Here is an 18,334-nt window from a genome sequence, read left to right as displayed (position 1 = left end):
GCCTCAGTTCGGGCCGAAGCGAGTATAGACGGGACCGCGGCGCCTCGGGGGCGCGTCGGCGGGGGAGGCGGGCGTCCGATCGGGCGCCTCCTCCCAGGTGATCAGGAACTGGCCGCTGGCCATCATGATCATCAGGTAGGTGTAGACCCCGCCCCAGACATGGACCGTGAACAGCGTCAGCACCAGCGAGATCATGGAGAGCATCCAGGCCAGCTGCCAGGCGGCCGCCTCGCCCCCGGGCGCGAAGCGCCGCCGGCCCACGCCGATCATCGCCACCGCCATCGCCGCCGCGATCATCGCCACGCCCGGGATGCCGTAGCGCATCCCGTTGAGGATCCAGAAGTTGTCGACGCTTCCGCTATACATGAAGGCCGGGCGCACCCAGTCGTTCAGCCCCAGCCCGAAGACCGGGTTGGCCAGGATGTTCTCCATCCCGTGGGTGAAGATCAGCGTGCGCATGTAGACGTTGTGGGCGTTGAAGGCGAGCCGCGTCAGCACCGCCACGATCGCCGGGCGGTCCGAGAGCAGCTCGATCACCGCGAAGCCCAGCAGCGACAGCACCCCCAGCACCAGCCAGCGGCGCGTGATCCTGTGGGCCGTCAGCGCCCAGCCGATCAGAAAGACCTGGATCGCCAGCGGCAGCAGCGCCCCGCTGGAGACCGACAGGACGGTGGAGACGATCACCAGCCCCCCCGCCAGCACCCGTCGCGTCATCGAGAGGCGATGCGATAGCCCGACGAAGACGAGCGCCAGCATCGAGGAGGCGAAGAGGCCGTAATGGATCGGGTGGGAGAAGACCGCCTGCGCCCGCTCCAGCCCCAGCCGGGGCAAGGCGGGCACATCGTCGATCGTGGCGAGGCCCGCCCGCGACAGAAGCTCGGGGATGAGCGGGCGCCCGGTCTGCGACTCGATCAGGGCGGGCCCCAGCAGCACCAGCAACACCACCATCAGCAGCTTGACGAAGCGCGCCATGTCCTCCGGAGAGCGGATCGCCGCGCGGCCGATCAGGTAACCGCCCAGGAAGTCGAGCGTGTTGGAGCCCGAGAACTGCACCACCCGCTCGGGATTGTTGACCGCGATCGCCACCACCTGCCAGAGGCTGTATCCCAGCACCAGCGCATCGATGGCGCCGAACCGCCCGAGCCGGCCCATGAACAGCATCACCAGCAGCGGCGCCGTCACCGTCAGCAGGACGATGCGGATCGGGTTCAGCGCCAGCCCGGCCAGGTCCAGCGTCAGCGGCGTGCAGATCGCCAGGACCGCGACCGTGGCCAGCCCCGGGAGGCCGGTGCGCGTCCGGGCGGGGCGCGCCGTGTCGGATAGCTGCGTCATCGGTGCTCTTCCCGCCGGGCCTCCGGCCGCCGTGGCCGCGGTCCGCCCGGCCAGGCGCCACCCTATCACGCGCCCGGGCCGGGATTGAAGGCCGCGCTCAGAGCCGGCCCGCGATCCCGCGGCGCAATGTGCCCAGGAAGTTGCGCGCCAGCGCGGAGGGCCGGCCCAGCCGCGCGGCGGCGCCCAGCCGCAGCCCGCGGTAGCGCGGGATCGGCCGGCGCAGCAGCCACAGCGCGGCCAGCCGCGCCAGCAGCGCCGTGCGCCGGTTGAACTGCCCGGTCTGGATCGCGGCCAGTCCGGCGGGGTCGAAGGCCCGCGTCTCGATCCGGCCGGCGGCGCGCGCCGCCTCCAGCAGCCGCGCCCCCGCCTCGGTCCGCGTCACGATCAGGCTCTGGCCGTCCCGCTCCTCGAAGAGGGGATAGCCGTTCGCATCGCTCTCCCAGGCGTCGGCGAAGACGAGATCGGCCTCCACCCCCGTCCCGTCGGCACAGAGCTTGCAGCGCGGCTGCAGATGGCGCGACAGGATCCGGCCCCAGCTGTCGTGGTAGCTCATCGACCGTTCGGTGCCGTCGGCCAGCCGTGCGGTCGCGCGCCCGGGCCAGCCATGGCCGCGGTAGCGGAACGCCACGGTCGCGTCCGGGTCGGCGCCGAGCCGGGCCAGCACGGCCTCGGCCCCGGCCTGCGCGGGCACCCCCGCGCAAAAGAAGGACAGCACCACCGGAAAGCGGGCGGCCACCCGCGGATCCTCCCGCGCCAGGGCCCGCAACGCGACCACGTCGCAGGGTTTGCCCACGAAGGCGTAGCGCCCTTCGCCCTCCAGCAGCGGGCCCAGCCCGGCCAGCGGCGCCGAGGGCGCGTAGCGCGAGCCGGCCGCTGCGGCCACCGCCTCGGCATCGCGCGAGACCCGGGTCACGTTGGCCACCGCCACGCGCGGGTCGGCGCCGGTCTGCACCACCCCGTCCACCGCGCCGGTCTCGATCAGATGCGCCGCCACTGCCGACAGCCCGCCCCCCGAGGAGGCCCGGTGGCGCAGCGCGGGATCGGTCGCATGGCCGACCTGCATGTCCAGATAGGGCCCCCAGAGCGGGTGGTCGCGCCGCCCCTGCGCCGAGACCCGCTGACCCAACCCGGGGCAGATGCGCGCGATCCGCTCGTCCTGGGCGGGGTCGAGCGGGGCGGTCTGCTGCGGGCGCAGCACCCCCGGCGGCGTCATGCGCATCTCGATGCGGCCCGGCGCCGCCAGCACGCAGCCGCCACAGCCCGCGCATAGCTCCCCCCGCGCCACGCGGGCCAGCACGGGCGAGGCGGGACGGCCCGCGCGGTTTGCGCTCCGGTCTGTCACGGCGATCCCTCCTGGCGGCCGCTCGCGGGGCGACGCGGAGGCTAGATGGCGCAGGGGGCGCGCGATTGCAATCGCGCGCCCGGGCGTGAATTGCGCCGTTCCGAAGATGCGCTAGAAGGGCCCGGCGCGCCACGGGGATCGTCCCCGACCCCATCGCAGCGAAGGCCCGAGATGACCCAGCCCCCCCTCACCATCGGTCTGTTCTGGCACTCGATGAACTCCGACAATCTGGGCATCGGCGCCCTGACCGTCTCGAATGTCGAGATCCTTCGCCGGGTCGCGGCCGGGCGGGGCCGCGCGGTCCGGTTCCTGCTGCTGACTTGGCGCGACCCGCGCCCGTGGTATTTCGAGGCCCCCGACATCGAGGACCACGCCTTCCGCCGCCGCGCGCTGCTGCGCCCGGGCGGGCCCGTGGGCGCTGCGATCGCGCGCTGCGACCTGATCGTCGATATCGGGGCAGGGGACAGCTTCACCGACATCTACGGCCGCCAGCGCTTCACCGACCTGTGGGTGAGCAAGCTGCGCACCCGGCTCGCCGGAGTGCCGTTGGTGCTGGCGCCGCAGACGATCGGGCCCTTCGAGGGCGCCGGAGCGCGGATGCTGGCGCGGCGGGCGATCGGCTGGACCCGGCTGGCGGCGACGCGCGACGCCCCGTCCTCGCGCGCGCTCGAGGCGCTCGCGCCCGGCGCGTCTGCCCTGGAGGCGACCGACGTGGCCATGGGCCTGCCCTACGACCCGCCCGCCCCGCGCGCGCCGGGCGGTCCCGTGCGCGTCGGCGTCAACGTCTCGGGGCTTTTGTTCAACGGCGGCTATACCGGGGCCAACCAGTTCGGGCTCAAGGCGGATTACCCGGCGCTGATCCGCGCGCTCCTGGGCTGGTTCCACGCCCGCCCCGAGGTCGAGCTGCATCTCGTCGGCCACGTCCAGTCGCGCCAGAACGCCACCGAGGACGACCACCGCGTCGGCGAGGCCCTGGCCGCCGAGTTCCCCGGCGCGCGGGTGGCGCCCTTCTTCGGCGCGCCCTCCGAGGCCAAGAGCTACATCGCCGGGATGGACTTCTTCACGGGCGCGCGGATGCACGCCACCGTGGCGGCTTTCTCCTCGGGGGTGCCGGTGATCCCCATGGCCTATAGCCGCAAGTTCGCGGGGCTGTTCGGCACGCTGGGCTACGACCACGTCGCCGACTGCCGGACCGAGGACGCCGACGAGATCGTGGCGAAGATCGTCCGCGGCTACGAGGATCGGGCCGCGCTGGCCCGGGATGTGGCGCGCGGGCGCGCACAGGTCGAGGCGCGGCTGGCGCGTTACGCCGAGGCCCTGGGCGCTGTCCTCGACGAGATCGCCCCGCGCGCGGACGCGTCGGCCGGGACGGCATGACCCTTGAACCGGATCGGCGGATCGGCATTGTACCGCCGCACCCCCAGGAGAGACCCGGCCCCATGGGCGACACCGCGCCAGAGCTGGCGATCATCATCCCGCATCGCGACGACCATGCGCGGCTGGCGCGTTGCCTGGAGGCGCTGACGGCGCGGCCGGAGGCGCTGGAGGGCGTGGAGATCGTGGTCGCCGACAATGGCTCGGTGCCTCCGCCCGAGATCGGGGCGGCCCCGGTCCGCCTGGTGCACGCGCCGCGCCCCGGGGCGGCGCATGCGCGCAACGCGGGGGTGGCCGCGACCCGGGCGCCGCGGCTGGCCTTCCTGGACGCCGACTGCGTGCCGCAGCCCGGCTGGCTGGCCCATGCCCGCGCGCTCCCGGTCGAGGGGGCGGTGGTCGGCGGGCGCATCGACCTCTTCGACGAGACGCCGCCCCCCCGCTCTGGGGCGGAGGCCTTCGAGCGCGTCTTCGCCTTCCGCCAGCGCGCTTATATCGAGCGTCACGGCTTCTCGGTCACCGCCAACTTGCTGACCACCCGCGCCGTGTTCGAGATGACGGGGCCGTTCCGCGCGGGGCTGTCGGAGGATAAGGATTGGTGCCACCGCGCCGTCGCCGCCGGCGCCCGGCTGCGCTACGACGACGCGCTGGCGGTCGCGCATCCGGCGCGGAGCGACTGGCCGGCGCTCGCGGGCAAGTGGCGGCGGCTGACGCAGGAGGGGTTCGGACTGACCGACGGCTCGGCCCGGGCGCGGCTGGGCTGGGGGCTAAGGGCGCTGGCCATGCCGTTCAGCGTGGCGGCGCACGCGCCGCGGGTGCTGCGCCATCCCGGCCTCGCGGCCGGCGAGCGGGGCCGCGCGCTGGCGACGCTGGCGCGGCTGCGCCTGGCGCGTTGCGGCTGGATGCTGGCTCAGGCCCTGCACGGGCGCCCGACCGGCCGGGGGCGGCCGTCGTGACCCGGCCCGCCCCCGACCTGACCGTCATCGTGATCAGCTACAACACCCGGGCCCTGACGCTGGCCGCGCTGCGCACGCTCTATGCGCAGACCTCCGAGACCGACATGGAGGTCATCGTGCTCGACAACGCCTCGGCCGACGGCTCGGCCGACGCCATCGCCGCGGCTTTTCCGCAGGCCCGGCTGATCCGCGCGCCCGAGAACCTGGGCTTCGCGCGGGCCAACAACGTGGCGGCCGCGCGGGCCCGGGGGGCGTGGCTGCTGCTACTCAACCCCGACACCGAGATCCGCGATCGCGCCGTCGACCGGCTGATGGCCTTCGCCCGCGCCCACCCGTCCCACGGTATCTATGGCGGGCGCACGGTGTTCCCGGACGGCACGCTCAACCCCACCTCCTGCTGGGGGCGCATCACCCTGTGGAGCGTGCTGTGCTCGGCCACCGGGCTGACGGCCGCCTTCCCGCGCTCGCGGCTGTTCAACCCCGAGACGATCGGCGGCTGGGGGCGCGACAGCGTGCGCGAGGTCGACATCGTCACCGGCTGTTTCCTGCTGATCCCCCGCGCCCTCTGGGACCGTTTGGGCGGGTTCGACCTCAAGTACTTCATGTATGGCGAGGAGGCCGATCTGTGCCTGCGCGCGGGCCGGCTGGGCTATCGGCCCGTCGTCACCCCCGAGGCCGAGATCATGCATCTGGTGGGGGCCTCGGCCAATACGCGCGCCGACCGCGCCGTGCGGGTGGCGCGGGCACGCGCGACGCTGATCCGCGACCACTGGCCGGCCTGGAAGGTGCCTCTGGGGCTGGGCGCGATGTGGGCTGGGGTGGGGTTGCGCCGCCTCGTCTCGGCGGCGCGCGCCCGGGCGGGCGGCCCGGCGCGCGCCGGCGCGGCGGCGCTGTGGCGCGAGGTCTGGCGTGCCCGGCGCGTCTGGCTGGCCGGTTACGCCCCCCTCGGAGAGGCAGGGGGGAGACCGCCCGACGCCCCGTCCTGACGCCGCCGCTTGCCGGGGGTCCGGGGGGCCTGTAGATCCCTGCCGGACGCCCCCCGGGGCCCCGCGGGGGCGTGGACGATCTGACGGAAGGGGCGCCCATGTCCATCGCGCATGTGATCATGACCCGGTTCAACCTGGCCACGCCGGGCCGCGAGAGCGACCTACGCAACCGCGACGGCTGGCTCGAGCGGCGGTTCGAGCTGTTCGAGCGCTACTGCCTGCCTTCGGTGGCGGCGCAGACCGAGACGGGCTTCGCCTGGATCGTCTATTTCGACAGGGACACCCCGCCCGTCTTCCGTGCACGGATCGAGGCCGCGCGCCGCATCATCCCCTTCGTGCCCTATTATACCGGCCTCTTCCGGTCCGAGGGCTGGCCGCGCTCGATCCGCGAGACGATCCCCGAAGCGGACTGGCTGCTGACCACGCATCTCGACAATGACGACGCGCTGTCCTCGGATCATGTCGCGCGGCTGCGCGCGGCGGTGGACGCCCGGCCGCGGCGCGCCGGGTCCTTCAACGGCCTCCACGGCCTGGTGCGCGCGGGGCACCGGCTCTATGCGCTGCGCCATCCGACCAACGCCTTCTTCAGCCTGCTCGAGCCCTGGGACGCGGCGATGCGGACCTGTCAGGACATCGGACACATGCGCATCCGCCGGTTCGGCCCCGTGACCCAGATCCCGGGCCCGCCGGGCTGGCTGCAGGTGGTCCATGGGGAGAACGTCTCCAACAAGCCGCGCGGCCGGCTGATCGATCCGGCGGGCCACGCCGCCCGCTTCCCGCCGGACGCGCTGGAGGGGGTTCGCGCGCCCGGCCTCGCCGACCGGGCGCTGCAGAATGGGCTGCTCGGTCCGCTGCGCGACCTGCGCGATCGCGCATCGGTGCTGCGCCAGGCGCTGCGCGCCTGACGCCCGCTCAGAACGTGCCCGTCGCGCTCCAGCCGGTGAGCGTGCCGCGGTTGGTCGCCGCCTGCCAGTCCGCCGCCGCCCCGGTCATGTAGATCGCCGGCGGCGTCCCGATCGGGCCGGAGCCGTCCGCGCCGATCTGGGCGGGATCGAAGCTGGCGCGCACCGCAGCGTCGGACAGGTCGAGCGCGACCCCCGGCGCGAACCATAGGAAGTCCACCGCCCCCGACATCTCCCGGTCGGCATGCTGGCTGCCCAGCACCCGCGTCGTCGCGGATGGCTGGAACCAGTCGTTGAACTGCGTCCAGGCGCTCTCGGTCAGGGCGACCGCCGTACCGTTGATATAGAGAGCCGCGCCCGTCGCCGCGCTCGGCTCGCGCATGTCCATCGTACAGAGCACCGTGACGTCGACGCCGAAGGGGATGGCCCCGTCCGCCACCACGAGGCCCACGCTGTTATGCCCGATATCGAGCCGTCCCGTGCTGCGGGCGTAGATCGGCAGGTCGCTGGACTGGTCGATGTCCATCAGCGTGTAGAAACTCTGTCCGTTGGTCGCGAAGCGGCCCCGGAAGCCGAAGGTGAAGCGGTCATAGGCGACCCCGCCATTGATCGCGCCCGAGCGCTGGACATGGGCCGTCCCGTCCAGCGCCGTGCGCGTGAACGTGGTCGCCAGTGAGGCGTCGGCGGTGAAGGCCAGCGTGGCGTCGTCAGCGATCCCCGCATGTCCGCTGCCGTAATGGCCCAGGACGGCCCCTGCCGCCAGGCGCAGGGCATAGGTCTTGCCGTCGGTCAGAGCGGTTCCCGGCGTCACCGTCAGAACGTCGTCGGCGAAGGTCAGACTGCCGCCGCCGCCGCCTGTCCCCGTGGCTGCGTCGAAGGTCTCCGCGTCGAGCCCATCCGTGACGTTTCGCAGCACGGCCGAGCCGGTTCCCGCAGAGACGAACTGGTCGAAGGTAACGGCGATGTCGGTGCTGGTTCCGGCCGCCGCGCCGGGGGCGGGTGTGCTGGAGACGATCTGCGGCGCGGGAAGGCCCGCCCGCGCCGTGCCCGCGGCGAAATCCCAGTAGACGGAGGCGCCCTTGGCGCCGGAGGCCGCGAGAGCGGCCGCGGCGACACCGGAGCGGCCCGCGGGAACGGGGGCGGGCGCCCGGTCCGCCATGCCCAGTGCATGGGCGACCGTTCCCTTGTCGCGCGCCCCGCCAGAGAGCGTCAGCACCCCCTCCGTCAGGTTGTCCCAGCCGCGCGCGTCCGGGCCCGACAGTGTGATCGACGCCAGGGCGAAGGGCGCGTTGGCCTCGAAGGGGCCGATGACGCCGTCGCCGTCCGCCTCCGCGTAGACCGCGTTCAGGAAGGTGTTGGCGAAGACCCGCGACCCGGGCACATTCTGCTCGATGGTGTGGCCATGCGGCGAGGTCAGGATCATCGCGCAGCCCGCCACTGTGATGTCCTCGTAGAAGCCGCGCGGATGCGCGTTGGCGAAGACGCCCTGCATGGTCGGACCGGCCTCGGTGCCGGTCCAGTCGCCGTCATCCGCGCGCGCGACCGAGATCCCCTGGCCCTGGGCCAGGGTGACGGCGCTTTGCGTGGCGCCGTGCAGCGAGATCGCATCCCCCGCGCCCGCCGCCAGGGTGACGGCATGGACCGAGCCGTCGACCCGCTGAAGGTTGAACTGCGCCGCCCCGGTTGCGGGCAGGGTCAGCGTCACGTCGCCCGCAGAGGCGTCGGCGAGGATCACGATCTCCTCCTCGGCCGCTCCCAGGGTCAGCGAGGCGGTGCGCTCGGCCCACCAGGCGCGGCGGCCCGGCTTGAGCCGCGTCCAGGTTCCGGTGCCGTCCGAGACGAAGCTCGCCGCATTGCCCGCCGCGGCGATCGCGGGGACGCCCCCGCTCCAGCCATCCGCCCCGTCGAAGGCGATCACGACCTGGCCGGTGCCGCCATTGGTGCGGCGGATGCAGAATTGCAGCCCCTCCGAGGCGGCGGCGGAAGGCAGGGTCAGGGTCAGTGTCGTGCCGTCGGCGGGGGCTACGCGCAACTCGCGGGCATGGTGCGTGATGTCCAGCACCGTATCCGTGGTCAGGCTGACGACCTCCGACGTCCCGTTGACTTCCGAGAAAGGCAGGATCGCGCCGGGCGTGGCGGTGATCCCCTCGAGGGTGATGCGCCGGATCCAGTTGTCGTTGTCGCTGGGCTGGAACTGTACCACGTCGCTGTGAAAGCCGGTCGGGTTCCCGGCGAGCCCGGTGAAATGCAGGTTGCGGATCACGCCATCCTGGCAGTGCTGATGCGCGTTCTGGAGCGCGATGGCGTCGGCATGAACCTGCGAGACGGTGCAATCCTCGACGAGGAAGTCGGAACAGCCCAGCAGCAGCCCCGACATCATCCGAGTGAAACGGCAGCGGCGCAGCGTGACATCGGCGATGCCGGAATGGGTGAAGTCGGCCGCGAGCACGTTGGCGACCGCCTCGCCGCCCTCGGCGGCGGTGGGCATCTGACCGTCGAAGAGGCACTCCTCGATCACGATCCCCGTCAGGCTGCCGCACTGGCCGCCGGTCTGGATCAGGGCCGCCTGGAAGGAGGAGGTCGGGCCCCAGAAATTGTCGAAGGTGATCGTGGGGGCGCGGGTGATGTGAAGCTGCTTCAACGTCACGTTGGCGATGGCCGGGGTCTGCGACCAGCCCCAGCGGGTCAGTTCGGGCAGGCCCTCCCCTGCGAAGGTGACGTTGGAGGGGTGCCCCGACCAGTCGGCCGCCTCCATGTCGTAGCTGCCGGCGCGCAGGTAGACCGTCTCGCCCGCGGCAGGGGTTACGGTCCCGGCGACGATGGCCTCCAGCTCCGCGGCGGTCGCGACGGTGCGGGCGCCGGCCAGGACCGTGACCGGCACGCCCCCCAGCAGGTAGTCGCCTGCGGTCAGGGCCGTGCGCGGCGCCATCGCGCCGCCCGAGACCGTGAAGTTACCATAGTCGCCATCCGCCAGGGGCACGGGCGCCGCCCCCTCGCCGAGGCGGGTGGCCGCTCCGAAGACGACGGAGACCGGCGCCCTGCGTCCCGCCCCTAGCCCAAGCCCCAGCCCCGGCATCAGGACAGCGCCACGATGCCGGTCGCGGTGGTGCCCGTCGCCCAGATCCGCGCGACCCGGACCGGGAATGGCATACCGGCGGCGACGTAGATGGTCGCGATGCTGCCGTCGACCGTCGTCACCCGCACGTCGCCCGCCTGCGCGACCGCGATCGCGCGGCTGGCCAGCGGCAGGTCGGTGGCGTCATCGGGTGTCACGGCCTGAAGCGCCGAGGCGGGGCTGTCGAGGCCGGTGACGTGCTTGCTGAACTTGTCGGTCATGTTGGGTCCATTCCCTGGCTGGGACGGCGCCGGAGGGCGCCATGCATCGCGAGGTCATGGGAAATCGGGCAGAGCGCGCGCCTCTGCAACGGCGGGGCCGAAAGCGTTGCCGAAAGGTTAACCCGCGGGGCCGGCGTGCGCTCGGGGCCGGAAGGCGCCGGAAGGTAAAGCTGCGCCCGGGCGCCGGGGAGACGCGGCCGTCACGCGCCGTGAGTGCCCGCCCCTGGCGCTTCAGCAGGTCGCCGCTCAGTTTCAGAATCCGGGCGCGCTCTGGCCCCGCGGGGGGCGCGGCGCCCGCGCTCAGAGGATCTGGCCATGCGGCCGCGAAGGGCCGCGCGCGATCGGGGCGCGTCGTGCTCCCCGATCATCCGGGGCCCTGGCCCGGGGCCGGAACTTGGGGGGCGACGGCGCCCCCCGGGCTCAGAGCGTCAGCACGGTCGAGCCGGTGGTCTTGCGGCCCTCCAGGGCGCGATGGGCTTCGGCGACATCCTCCAGCGGGAAGGTCTGGCCGATGCGGATCTTCACGTCGCCGCTCTCGACCTTCTGGAAGAGGTTCTGCGCCATCGCCTGGGCGCGGGCGTGGTCGGCGAGGAAGGTGAACAGCGTCGTGCGCGTCAGCTTCAGCGAGCCCTTGGCCGCGAGGTCCAGCAGGCTCACCGGCGGGACGGGCCCGGACGCGTTGCCGAAGGAGATCATGAAGCCCAGCGGCTTCAGGCAGTCGAGCGAGCCCGCGAAAGTGTCCTTGCCGACCCCGTCCATCACCACGTCGACGCCCGCGCCGCCGGTGATCTCCTTGACCTGCGCCACGAAATCCTCGGCCTTGTAGTCGATGCAATGGGCCGCGCCATGCTCCAGGGCCAGGGCGCATTTCTCGGGGCCGCCCGCGGTGCCGATCAACTCGATGCCCATCGACCGCGCCCATTGGCAGGCGATCAGCCCGACACCGCCGGCGGCCGCGTGGAACAGCACCCGGTCGCCCGCCTTGAGCGGCGTGACCCGCTCGAACAGGTATTCGGTGGTCAGGCCCTGCAGCATCATCGCGGCCGCCGTCTCGAAGGAGATGCCGTCGGGCAGCCGCGCCACCGCCGCCGCGGGCATCACCCGCGCCTCCGTATAGGCGCCCGGCGGCGTGGACGCATAGGCCACGCGGTCGCCCTCCGACAGATGCGTGACGCCCGCGCCCACCGCCTCGACGGTGCCCGCCGCCTCCATGCCGAGCGCGTGGGGCAGCGTCAGGGGGTAGAGCCCCATGCGCTGATAGACGTCGATGAAGTTCAGCCCGCAGGCCGCGTGGCGCACGCGGATCTCGCCCGGGCCCGGATCGCCGACCTCCCGATCGACCAGCTTCAGTTTCTCCGGCCCTCCGGCCTCCTCGATGATGACGGTGCGTGCCATGGTCCCCTCCGGCGCTGTTCTCTGGCGCACAGATAGCGTGTGGCGCGCGGCGGGGCGAGGGCGGTGGGCCGCGCGCGCCCCGGCGCTAGGTTCCGGCGGGACGGAGAGCACGGGGAGGATCGGCATGGCCGAGAAGAAGATGCGCAAGCTGCAGGTGCAGGGCGTCCACCACATCACGCTGATGGGGGCCGACCGGCAGACCTCGATCGACTTTTGGGAGGGGGTGCTGGGCATGCCCTTCATCTTCGACCAGCCCAACCTGGACGACCCCAAGCAGGGCCATCTCTATTTCGATCCGGGCGACGGACGGCTGATCACGATCTTCACCTCCGAGGACCGCAAGCCCGACCCGACCCGCACCTCGACGGATGTCGGCTGCGTCCACCACATCGCCTTCGCCGTCAGCCAGGCGACCTTCTGGCAGGCGGTGGAGCGGCTGGACGAGCGGGGGATCGAGAATACGGGGCCCAAGGATCGCGGCTTCATGGATTCGATCTATTTCAACGACCCGCTGGGCCTGACCATCGAGCTGGCGAGCTATCGCTTCGTGCCGCCCGAGGGCTGCCGCGAGGCGGACGTGATGATCGAGGCCCACCGCCTGCGGGTGGAGCGGGGCGACCACCATATCGACCGCATCCACCTGGCCGACGCCATCGAGCGTCTGGTCGCGCGCCGCCACCAGAGCCTCTCGGCCAGCCGCGCGCCCGCCGACCCCTATTCCTGACGACAGCAGAAGAGAGATCCCATGAAAACGCTTACCGCCGCCCTGATCCTGGTCGCCGCCCCCGCCGCGGCGCAGATCGTCGCCGAACCCCATCTCTACGAGGTGAACGGCGAAAGCTTCGAGGGCTATGTCGCCTATAATTCCGCCCTGCCCAGCACCCGCGGCACCGTCCTCATCGTCCATGACTGGGACGGGCTGACCGATTATGAGATGCGCCGCGCCGAGATGCTGGCCGCGCTCGGCTACACGGCCTTCGCGGTGGATGTCTACGGCGCGGGCCGCCGGCCCCAGGGCTTCGAGGAGAACCGGGCCTTCTCTGGCGCGCTCTATGGCGACCGCGACCGCTTCCGGTCGCTGTTGCTGGGCGCGGTGGAAGCCGCGGGCGATATTCCCGGCGCCACCGACGCGGCGGTGATGATCGGCTACTGCTTCGGCGGCGCGGCCGTGCTGGAGGCGGCGCGGGGCGGTGCGCCGCTGGAGGGCTTCGTCAGCTTCCATGGCGGGCTGGGCACGCCCGAGGGGCAGGACTGGTCGGCCACGCCCGCGCCCATCGTCTTCTTCCACGGCACGGCCGACCCGGTCTCGGGGCCGATGGATCTGGCGCAGACGCTCTCCGAACTCGAGGCGGCGGGGGTGCCGCATGAGGCGCAGCTCTTCGGCGGCGCGCGGCATTCCTTCACGGTCTACGGCTCGGACGATTACGATCTGGTGGCCGATCAGGACAGCTGGGAGGGCCTGCAGACCTTCCTGGAGGACCGCCTCGGCGGCTGACGCTGCGGGGCGCGCGCGGAGGCGGACGAGACCCCTCGACAGGGGCCGCCCCCGCCTGCGACCAAGGGGGCGGGGCGGCATCGGCGCGCGCTCCGGAGGAGGAGAGATGACCGACCGCCACGACACCGGCATGGCCGTGCGCCGCGCCGTGCTGGGCGACGCCCATGTCGACCGGGCCGAGGCCGCGCGCGGGCCGCTCGACGACCCGTTCCAGACCCTGATCACCGAAGCCGCCTGGGGCACCGTCTGGGCCTCGGACGCGATCACTCGGCGGGAGCGGTCGATGCTGACGCTGGCGCTGCTGGCGGCGACCGGCAATTTCGACGAAATCCCGATGCATATCCGCGCCACCGCGCGCACGGGCGCCACCCCCCGCGACGTGATGGAGGCGTTCCAGCATGTCGCGATCTATGCCGGCGTGCCCCGCGCGAACCACGCGATCAAACTCGCCAAGGCGACCTTCGCCGAGATGGGGGCCGCCGAGATGGAGGCCGAGGCATGAGCGGCGCGCTCCGGCCCCGGCGGCGCGAGATCCACCCGCGGCCCTACGATCCCGCCTACAAGACCAGCGTGACCCGCGCGCCCGCGCTGCCGCTGCTATCGATGGAATCGACCCCCTCGGAAGAGACCGGCCCCCGCTTCGGCCATTCGCTCATCGGGCCGCGCGACGCGGACCTGATCCACAACTTCACCGGTAATCCGGCCATCGGGGAGCGCATTCGGGTGCATGGCCGGGTCCTGGACGAGGCGGGCCGGCCCGTGCCCGAGACTCTGCTGGAGGTCTGGCAGGCCAATGCGGGCGGGCGCTACCGCCATGTGAAGGACGGCTATACCGCGCCGCTCGACCCGAATTTCGGCGGCTGCGGGCGCTGCCTGACGGACGGGGAGGGCCGCTACGAATTCATGACGGTCAAGCCCGGCGCCTATCCCTGGCCCAACGGTCCGAACGACTGGCGGCCCGCGCATATCCATGTCTCGGTCTTCGGCCATGCCTTCGGGCAAAGGCTCATCACCCAGATGTATTTCGAGGGCGATCCGCTCATCGCCCGCTGCCCGATCGCGCAGACGGTGCGGGACCGGGCGCAGCTCGACCGGCTGGTGGCGCCGCTGGACATGGGGGAAAGCCGGGGCATGGATTACCTGGCCTATAAGTTCGACATCGTGCTGCGGGGGCGCAGGCGGTCGGTCTTCGAGGGAGAGATGTGATGGTGCAGCCGCTCGACACCCTGACCGAGACCGCGAGCCAGACCGCGGGACCTTACGTCCATATCGGCTGCCTGCCCAGCTTCACCGGCATCGAGGGCGTCTATCCCGAGGATCTGGGCCGCAGCCCCATCGCCGAGGGCGCGGCAGGGGAGCGGATCACCATCCGCGGCCATATCTACGACGCCACCGGCTGGGCCCTGCGCGACGCCATGATCGAGAGCTGGCAGGCGGACGCGGCGGGGCGCTATCCGGGGCAGGCGGGCGCGGACCCGGCGGTCACCGGCTTCGCCCGCTTCGCCTGCGACGGGGAAAGCGGCGAATGGCGGCTCGACACTGTCAAGCCGGGCCCGGTGCGCGGGCGGGGCGGCCAGGTCTGGGCGCCGCATATCGCGCTCTGGATCGTGGCGCGGGGCATCAATATCGGCCTGCAGACGCGGATCTACTTCGCGGGCGACGACCATGCGTCCGACCCGCTGCTCGCGCGGATCGAGCAACGCCCCCGCGTCGAGACGCTGATGGCCCGCCCCGAGGGCGAGGGCGCCTGGCGCTTCGACATCCGGCTCCGCGGCGAAGGCGAGACCGTGTTCCTGGACCTGTGAGGGACATGCGGACCCAAGTCGCGATCATCGGCGGCGGCCCCGCGGGGAGGCGCGCCCGGGGGGCACGTTGTTGCAACCAAGTAGAAACGTCTCGTTGCGAGCAAAGTAGAACTGTCCCAGTTGGGCGCGACGGTAGCGCAGCCTGACAGGGCGGAGACCTCAGATATCGGAGCCCTGGCTGGCTGCGCGGTCCTTCTTCGCCTCGCGGGCCGCCAGGGAGTTCCAGCCGTCGTTGCGACGTCCGGTCGGCGTGTATTGGGTCCTCTGCTTGCCGACGCGCCGGACCTTCGGCGGGCTCTTCTCCTGCTCGGCCTTGATGTGCTCCAGCACGGCGGAGAGGCGCTTATTCTCGGTAATCGCGGCATGGGTGACGCGCTGATCCTTGTCGAAAACCGAGTAGGGGAGCGACACGCCTTTCCAGCGGAGGTCGAAGCGGCCGTCACCGAAGGCGTAGGTGTCGACGTACTTGCCGGGCAGGGCGCGCGTGATCTCGCTCTCGGCCAGGATGATCCGATGCCGGTCGTAGGAGAAGGCGAGCTGATTGCCCATGTAGCGTTCGTCCCGGTAGCACAGGATGTCGCGCAGCCGGTCGGGCTCGACGTTCAGCGCACGGTGCAGGTTGTCCGACCGGTGCGGCGCCTTGGCGAAGCGGGCGTTGTAGCGCTCCATGAAGCCCGGCGGGAACACGTTGCCCGCATCCATGTCCGAGATGCCCGCGAGCCGCAGTTCCTTGACCAGCCGGTCCTGAAGCGTGCGGTTCGCCCGCTCGACGCGGCCCTTGGCCTGCGAGCTGTTCGCGCAAAGGATCTCAATGTTGAGCTCGCTCAGCGCCCGGCCGAACTGGGTCATGCCGTGCCCGGTCCGGGGGCCCTGGTTGGCCACGCGGAAGACCGAGTGCTTGTCCGAGTAGCGCGTACCGGGCTACACGGCTCTGACGCATAATCTTTATTATGTAATTTATTCCACCGGCGCGCCCCGCAGGATCGCCCGATCCGGCTCCATCAGGGCCTTGGCCGTCCCTCAGCTTCCGTCGATCAGATCGGCGAGATGGGCGCGCAGCGCGGCCAGGGGCGCGCTGCCGGTTGCGGGCGGCGGCGCGGGCGGCTCTGCGAGCGCCGCGCCCAGATCGGCCAGATCCCACAGTACGCGCAGCCCGGCCCGGCTCTCCAGGGCGCGGGCGGTGGCCAGCTGGTGGTCGTTGCGATGCTCGCCCAGATCGGCCCGCCGGGGCACCACGATCAGCGGCCGCCCCTGGGCCCGCGCCGACAGCACCGAGCCGATCCCCGCATGGGCCACCACCACCCGCGCCTCGGCGAAGAGCGCGTCGAACCGAGCGGGCGGCAGCGTGGCGAAGGTCTCCAGCCGGGGATAGGCGGCCGGGTCCGGCCCGGTCTGAGCGACGATGCGCTCTCCGGGGGGGAGCGCGTCGAGCGCCGCCATCAACCGGGGAAAGGGCAGTTGCGTGCCGGTCACGGCAAAGATCATGGGGCCCTCACAGCACCGACCCCGCGTACTCCGCCCCCTCGGCGCGGGCCACCTCCGGCCATTGCGACAGGCGGTGCGTGGCGACCCGGGCCGCGAGCCGGCCCGAGGCCGACATCTCCTGCGCATTGGCGACGCTGTCGATCCAGATCGTCCGCGCGCCGACCAGCCGCCCCGCCGCCAGCGCCAGCACCCCCGGCAGCGCTCCGGTCGTCACCACCGCATGGGGCCGGAGGCGCAGCACATGCCACAGCAGCAGGGCCCCGCAGCCGAGCGCCCGGAGCGGCGTGTCGCGGTTGCAATCGGGCACCAGACGGGCCGGGGCTAGGCCCGCCTGCTCCGCCAGCCCCTCCAGCGTGGTGATCCAGGTCACCTCGTGACGCGCCCAGGCCGGCCGCAGCATCATCAGCTGCATCCAGTGCCCCCCGGCCGAGGCCACCGCCAGCACGCGCCTGCGCGGTCTTTGGGTCATCGCGTCCTTCCTCCTGCGGCCGGAGCGATAGCACCGGGGCGCGCGGACGTCCCGCGCAATCGCGCCTGCCCTGCCCCGCTTCTCCCCCCGACGAAGACACCGCCCCCCGGCAAAGACGCGCCCCCCGCCCCGGGCGCTCCGCCCCCCCCTTCTTCCCTGTCCAAATATCCCCGCCGGAGGCGCACGTTCCGGCCGGACGTTCCCGCTTGATGCAAAAGCATCACCGCTTGCATCCCGCCCGATGGGGCGAAGACGAACCGCCCGCCTTGACGAAGACGCCGCCACGGATCGCCGAGACATCCCCCGGGCGCCCCGCCTCCCTTTCTTCCCTGCTCAAATATCCCCGCCGGAGGCGCACCTCTCGACCGGGCGTTCCCGCCTGATGCAAAGGTACCACCGCTTGCGCCTCCCGCCCGATGGGGCGATGACGGGCCGCACGCCCTGGTGGAGACCTGCCCGCGATGCCGGACCATCCCGCTCCCGAGCGGCCCGTCTATGCCGTGGGCGACCTGCACGGCCGCGCCGACCTGCTCGCGGAGATGCTGGCGCTGATCGAGGCGGACGCGGCGGGCGGGCCGGAGGCCGTCACCGTCTTCCTGGGCGACTATGTCGATCGCGGCCCCGACGCGCGCGCCACGCTGGATGCCTTGCGCGCCCTCGACCCGGCCCGCACGGTCTGCCTGATGGGCAATCACGAGCGGATGCTGCTCGACGCGCTCGACCGGCCCGGGGAGCGGGGCGACCGCTGGCTGACCCATGGCGGGATGGAGACGCTGGCGAGCTATGGGCTGGGCGCGCTGTTCGATCCCGAGGAGATCGCCATGCGGCTCCGCGCGGCTCTGCCCCCGGGGACGGAGGCCTGGCTGCGGGGGCTGCCCGCGACCTGGCGCTCGGGCGATGTGGTCTGCGTGCATGCCGCGCTCGACCCGGTCTTGGCCCTGGACGCGCAGGATCCGCGCGTCCTGCTCTGGGGGCGCCCGCCGCGGCGGGCGCGGCGGGATGGGCTGTGGGTGGTGCATGGCCATACCGTGGTTGACGCCCCCGAGCTGGCGGGGCGGCGGGTGGCCGTGGACACGGGGGCCTGGGCATCGGGGCGGCTGACGGCGGCGGCGATCTTCCCCGGCGCGCCGATCCGCTTCCTGCAGGTCGGGGCCTGAGCGTCGGGTCGCGGGCGGGACGGCGGCCGGAGAGATCCCCGCCCAACGTCTCCCCCGGAGCGCCACGCCCGCCGCACCCGAGGAGATGACGTGCAATGGAGGGGCCGCCTTGCCGCGCCCAGCCCCGCGCGGAACGGTCTATACGGCGACCAGGCTCACCTTCCGCACCGTGAGCTCCGCCTCGCCGTCCAGCAGGGCGATCTGCAACCGCGCATTTGGCGTCCGCCGGAGGCGGCGTCGGGACGGCATAGGGGCCGAAGACCCCCGGCGCCGAAAAGGTGAAGGGTGAGCCTGGGAAGTCGC

General features: G+C 72.5%; 17 protein-coding genes and 1 pseudogene. 10 read left to right on the top strand and 8 right to left on the bottom strand.

What is annotated here, in order from left to right; translation table 11 throughout:
- Positions 1-3: 3 nt before the first annotated feature.
- Together DTQ71_RS19955 and DTQ71_RS19950 are read right to left on the bottom strand one after the other, a co-directional pair.
- A complete protein-coding gene (locus tag DTQ71_RS19955) occupies positions 4-1,332 on the bottom strand; it encodes an O-antigen ligase domain-containing protein (RefSeq protein WP_109566067.1) in 1,329 nt (442 codons plus the stop codon).
- 97 nt (positions 1,333-1,429) lie between these two features.
- A complete protein-coding gene (locus DTQ71_RS19950) occupies positions 1,430-2,674 on the bottom strand; it encodes a Coenzyme F420 hydrogenase/dehydrogenase, beta subunit C-terminal domain (protein WP_245947669.1) in 1,245 nt (414 codons plus the stop codon).
- 171 nt (positions 2,675-2,845) lie between these two features.
- Here DTQ71_RS19950 and DTQ71_RS19945 point away from each other — a divergent pair, with 171 nt between their 5' ends.
- The 4 genes from DTQ71_RS19945 (at position 2,846) to DTQ71_RS19930 (ending at position 6,892) form a co-directional block, all read left to right on the top strand.
- The gene (locus DTQ71_RS19945; RefSeq protein ID WP_109566066.1) at positions 2,846-4,051 is read left to right on the top strand and encodes a polysaccharide pyruvyl transferase family protein; all 1,206 of its coding nucleotides are present in this window, start codon (positions 2,846-2,848) and stop codon (positions 4,049-4,051) included.
- A 62-nt stretch (positions 4,052-4,113) separates the two neighbouring features.
- Positions 4,114-5,001 (top strand): glycosyltransferase family 2 protein, encoded by an 888-nt coding sequence (locus tag DTQ71_RS19940; protein WP_109566065.1) that lies wholly within the window; start codon positions 4,114-4,116, stop codon positions 4,999-5,001.
- Complete coding sequence (locus DTQ71_RS19935; protein ID WP_109566064.1) at positions 4,998-5,987, top strand: glycosyltransferase family 2 protein; 990 nt, start codon at positions 4,998-5,000, stop codon at positions 5,985-5,987. The genes DTQ71_RS19940 and DTQ71_RS19935 overlap by 4 nt, the downstream gene beginning before the upstream one ends.
- 98 nt (positions 5,988-6,085) lie before the next feature.
- Positions 6,086-6,892 (top strand): glycosyltransferase, encoded by an 807-nt coding sequence (locus tag DTQ71_RS19930; RefSeq protein WP_109566063.1) that lies wholly within the window; start codon positions 6,086-6,088, stop codon positions 6,890-6,892.
- A 7-nt stretch (positions 6,893-6,899) separates the two neighbouring features.
- On the opposite strand, the gene DTQ71_RS19925 is transcribed toward DTQ71_RS19930, so the two are convergent.
- The 3 genes from DTQ71_RS19925 to DTQ71_RS19915 form a co-directional block, all read right to left on the bottom strand.
- On the bottom strand, positions 6,900-9,965 hold the full coding sequence (locus tag DTQ71_RS19925; protein ID WP_109566062.1) for an Ig-like domain-containing domain: 3,066 nt from the start codon (positions 9,963-9,965) through the stop codon (positions 6,900-6,902).
- Positions 9,965-10,225: a spike base protein, RCAP_Rcc01079 family gene (locus DTQ71_RS19920; RefSeq protein ID WP_109566061.1), complete on the bottom strand. Its 261-nt coding sequence runs from the start codon at positions 10,223-10,225 to the stop codon at positions 9,965-9,967. Before DTQ71_RS19920 ends, DTQ71_RS19925 begins: the two co-directional genes overlap by 1 nt.
- Before the next feature lie 420 nt (positions 10,226-10,645).
- A complete protein-coding gene (locus DTQ71_RS19915) occupies positions 10,646-11,620 on the bottom strand; it encodes a quinone oxidoreductase family protein (protein ID WP_109566060.1) in 975 nt (324 codons plus the stop codon).
- 139 nt (positions 11,621-11,759) lie between these two features.
- Between DTQ71_RS19915 and DTQ71_RS19910 the strand changes: the two genes are divergently transcribed.
- The 5 genes from DTQ71_RS19910 (at position 11,760) to pcaG (ending at position 14,920) form a co-directional block, all read left to right on the top strand.
- On the top strand, positions 11,760-12,344 hold the full coding sequence (locus DTQ71_RS19910; RefSeq protein WP_109566117.1) for a VOC family protein: 585 nt from the start codon (positions 11,760-11,762) through the stop codon (positions 12,342-12,344).
- Positions 12,345-12,365: 21 nt separating this feature from the next.
- A complete protein-coding gene (locus DTQ71_RS19905; RefSeq protein ID WP_109566059.1) occupies positions 12,366-13,115 on the top strand; it encodes a dienelactone hydrolase family protein in 750 nt (249 codons plus the stop codon).
- Positions 13,116-13,221: 106 nt separating this feature from the next.
- Positions 13,222-13,617, top strand: a complete 396-nt coding sequence (gene pcaC, locus DTQ71_RS19900; RefSeq protein ID WP_109566058.1) for a 4-carboxymuconolactone decarboxylase — start codon at positions 13,222-13,224, stop codon at positions 13,615-13,617.
- A complete protein-coding gene (pcaH, locus tag DTQ71_RS19895; protein WP_109566057.1) occupies positions 13,614-14,321 on the top strand; it encodes a protocatechuate 3,4-dioxygenase subunit beta in 708 nt (235 codons plus the stop codon). Before pcaC ends, pcaH begins: the two co-directional genes overlap by 4 nt.
- The gene (gene pcaG, locus DTQ71_RS19890; protein WP_109566056.1) at positions 14,321-14,920 is read left to right on the top strand and encodes a protocatechuate 3,4-dioxygenase subunit alpha; all 600 of its coding nucleotides are present in this window, start codon (positions 14,321-14,323) and stop codon (positions 14,918-14,920) included. Before pcaH ends, pcaG begins: the two co-directional genes overlap by 1 nt.
- Positions 14,921-15,079: 159 nt before the next feature.
- On the opposite strand, the pseudogene DTQ71_RS19885 reads toward pcaG, so the two are convergent.
- The 3 genes and pseudogenes from DTQ71_RS19885 to DTQ71_RS19875 form a co-directional block, all read right to left on the bottom strand.
- Positions 15,080-15,841 (bottom strand): annotated as a pseudogene (locus tag DTQ71_RS19885) (transposase family protein); the annotation flags it as partial.
- Between the two features lie 99 nt (positions 15,842-15,940).
- Entirely contained in the window at positions 15,941-16,405 is a 465-nt protein-coding gene (locus DTQ71_RS19880; protein ID WP_109566055.1) for a glycosyltransferase, read from the bottom strand.
- Positions 16,406-16,412: 7 nt separating this feature from the next.
- Positions 16,413-16,874, bottom strand: coding sequence for a glycosyltransferase family protein (locus DTQ71_RS19875; RefSeq protein WP_109566054.1), 462 nt, complete (start codon positions 16,872-16,874; stop codon positions 16,413-16,415).
- Between the two features lie 461 nt (positions 16,875-17,335).
- On the opposite strand from DTQ71_RS19875, the gene DTQ71_RS19870 reads away from it, so the two are divergent.
- Positions 17,336-18,031 (top strand): metallophosphoesterase family protein, encoded by a 696-nt coding sequence (locus DTQ71_RS19870; RefSeq protein WP_109566053.1) that lies wholly within the window; start codon positions 17,336-17,338, stop codon positions 18,029-18,031.
- Positions 18,032-18,334 lie beyond the last annotated feature (303 nt).

The sequence above is a fragment of the Jannaschia seohaensis genome (genome assembly GCF_900116765.1).
GTDB classification, from domain to species: domain Bacteria; phylum Pseudomonadota; class Alphaproteobacteria; order Rhodobacterales; family Rhodobacteraceae; genus Jannaschia; species Jannaschia seohaensis.
Note: the sequence above shows the minus strand (reverse complement) of the source record. Positions and strands in the feature narration are given on the sequence as shown.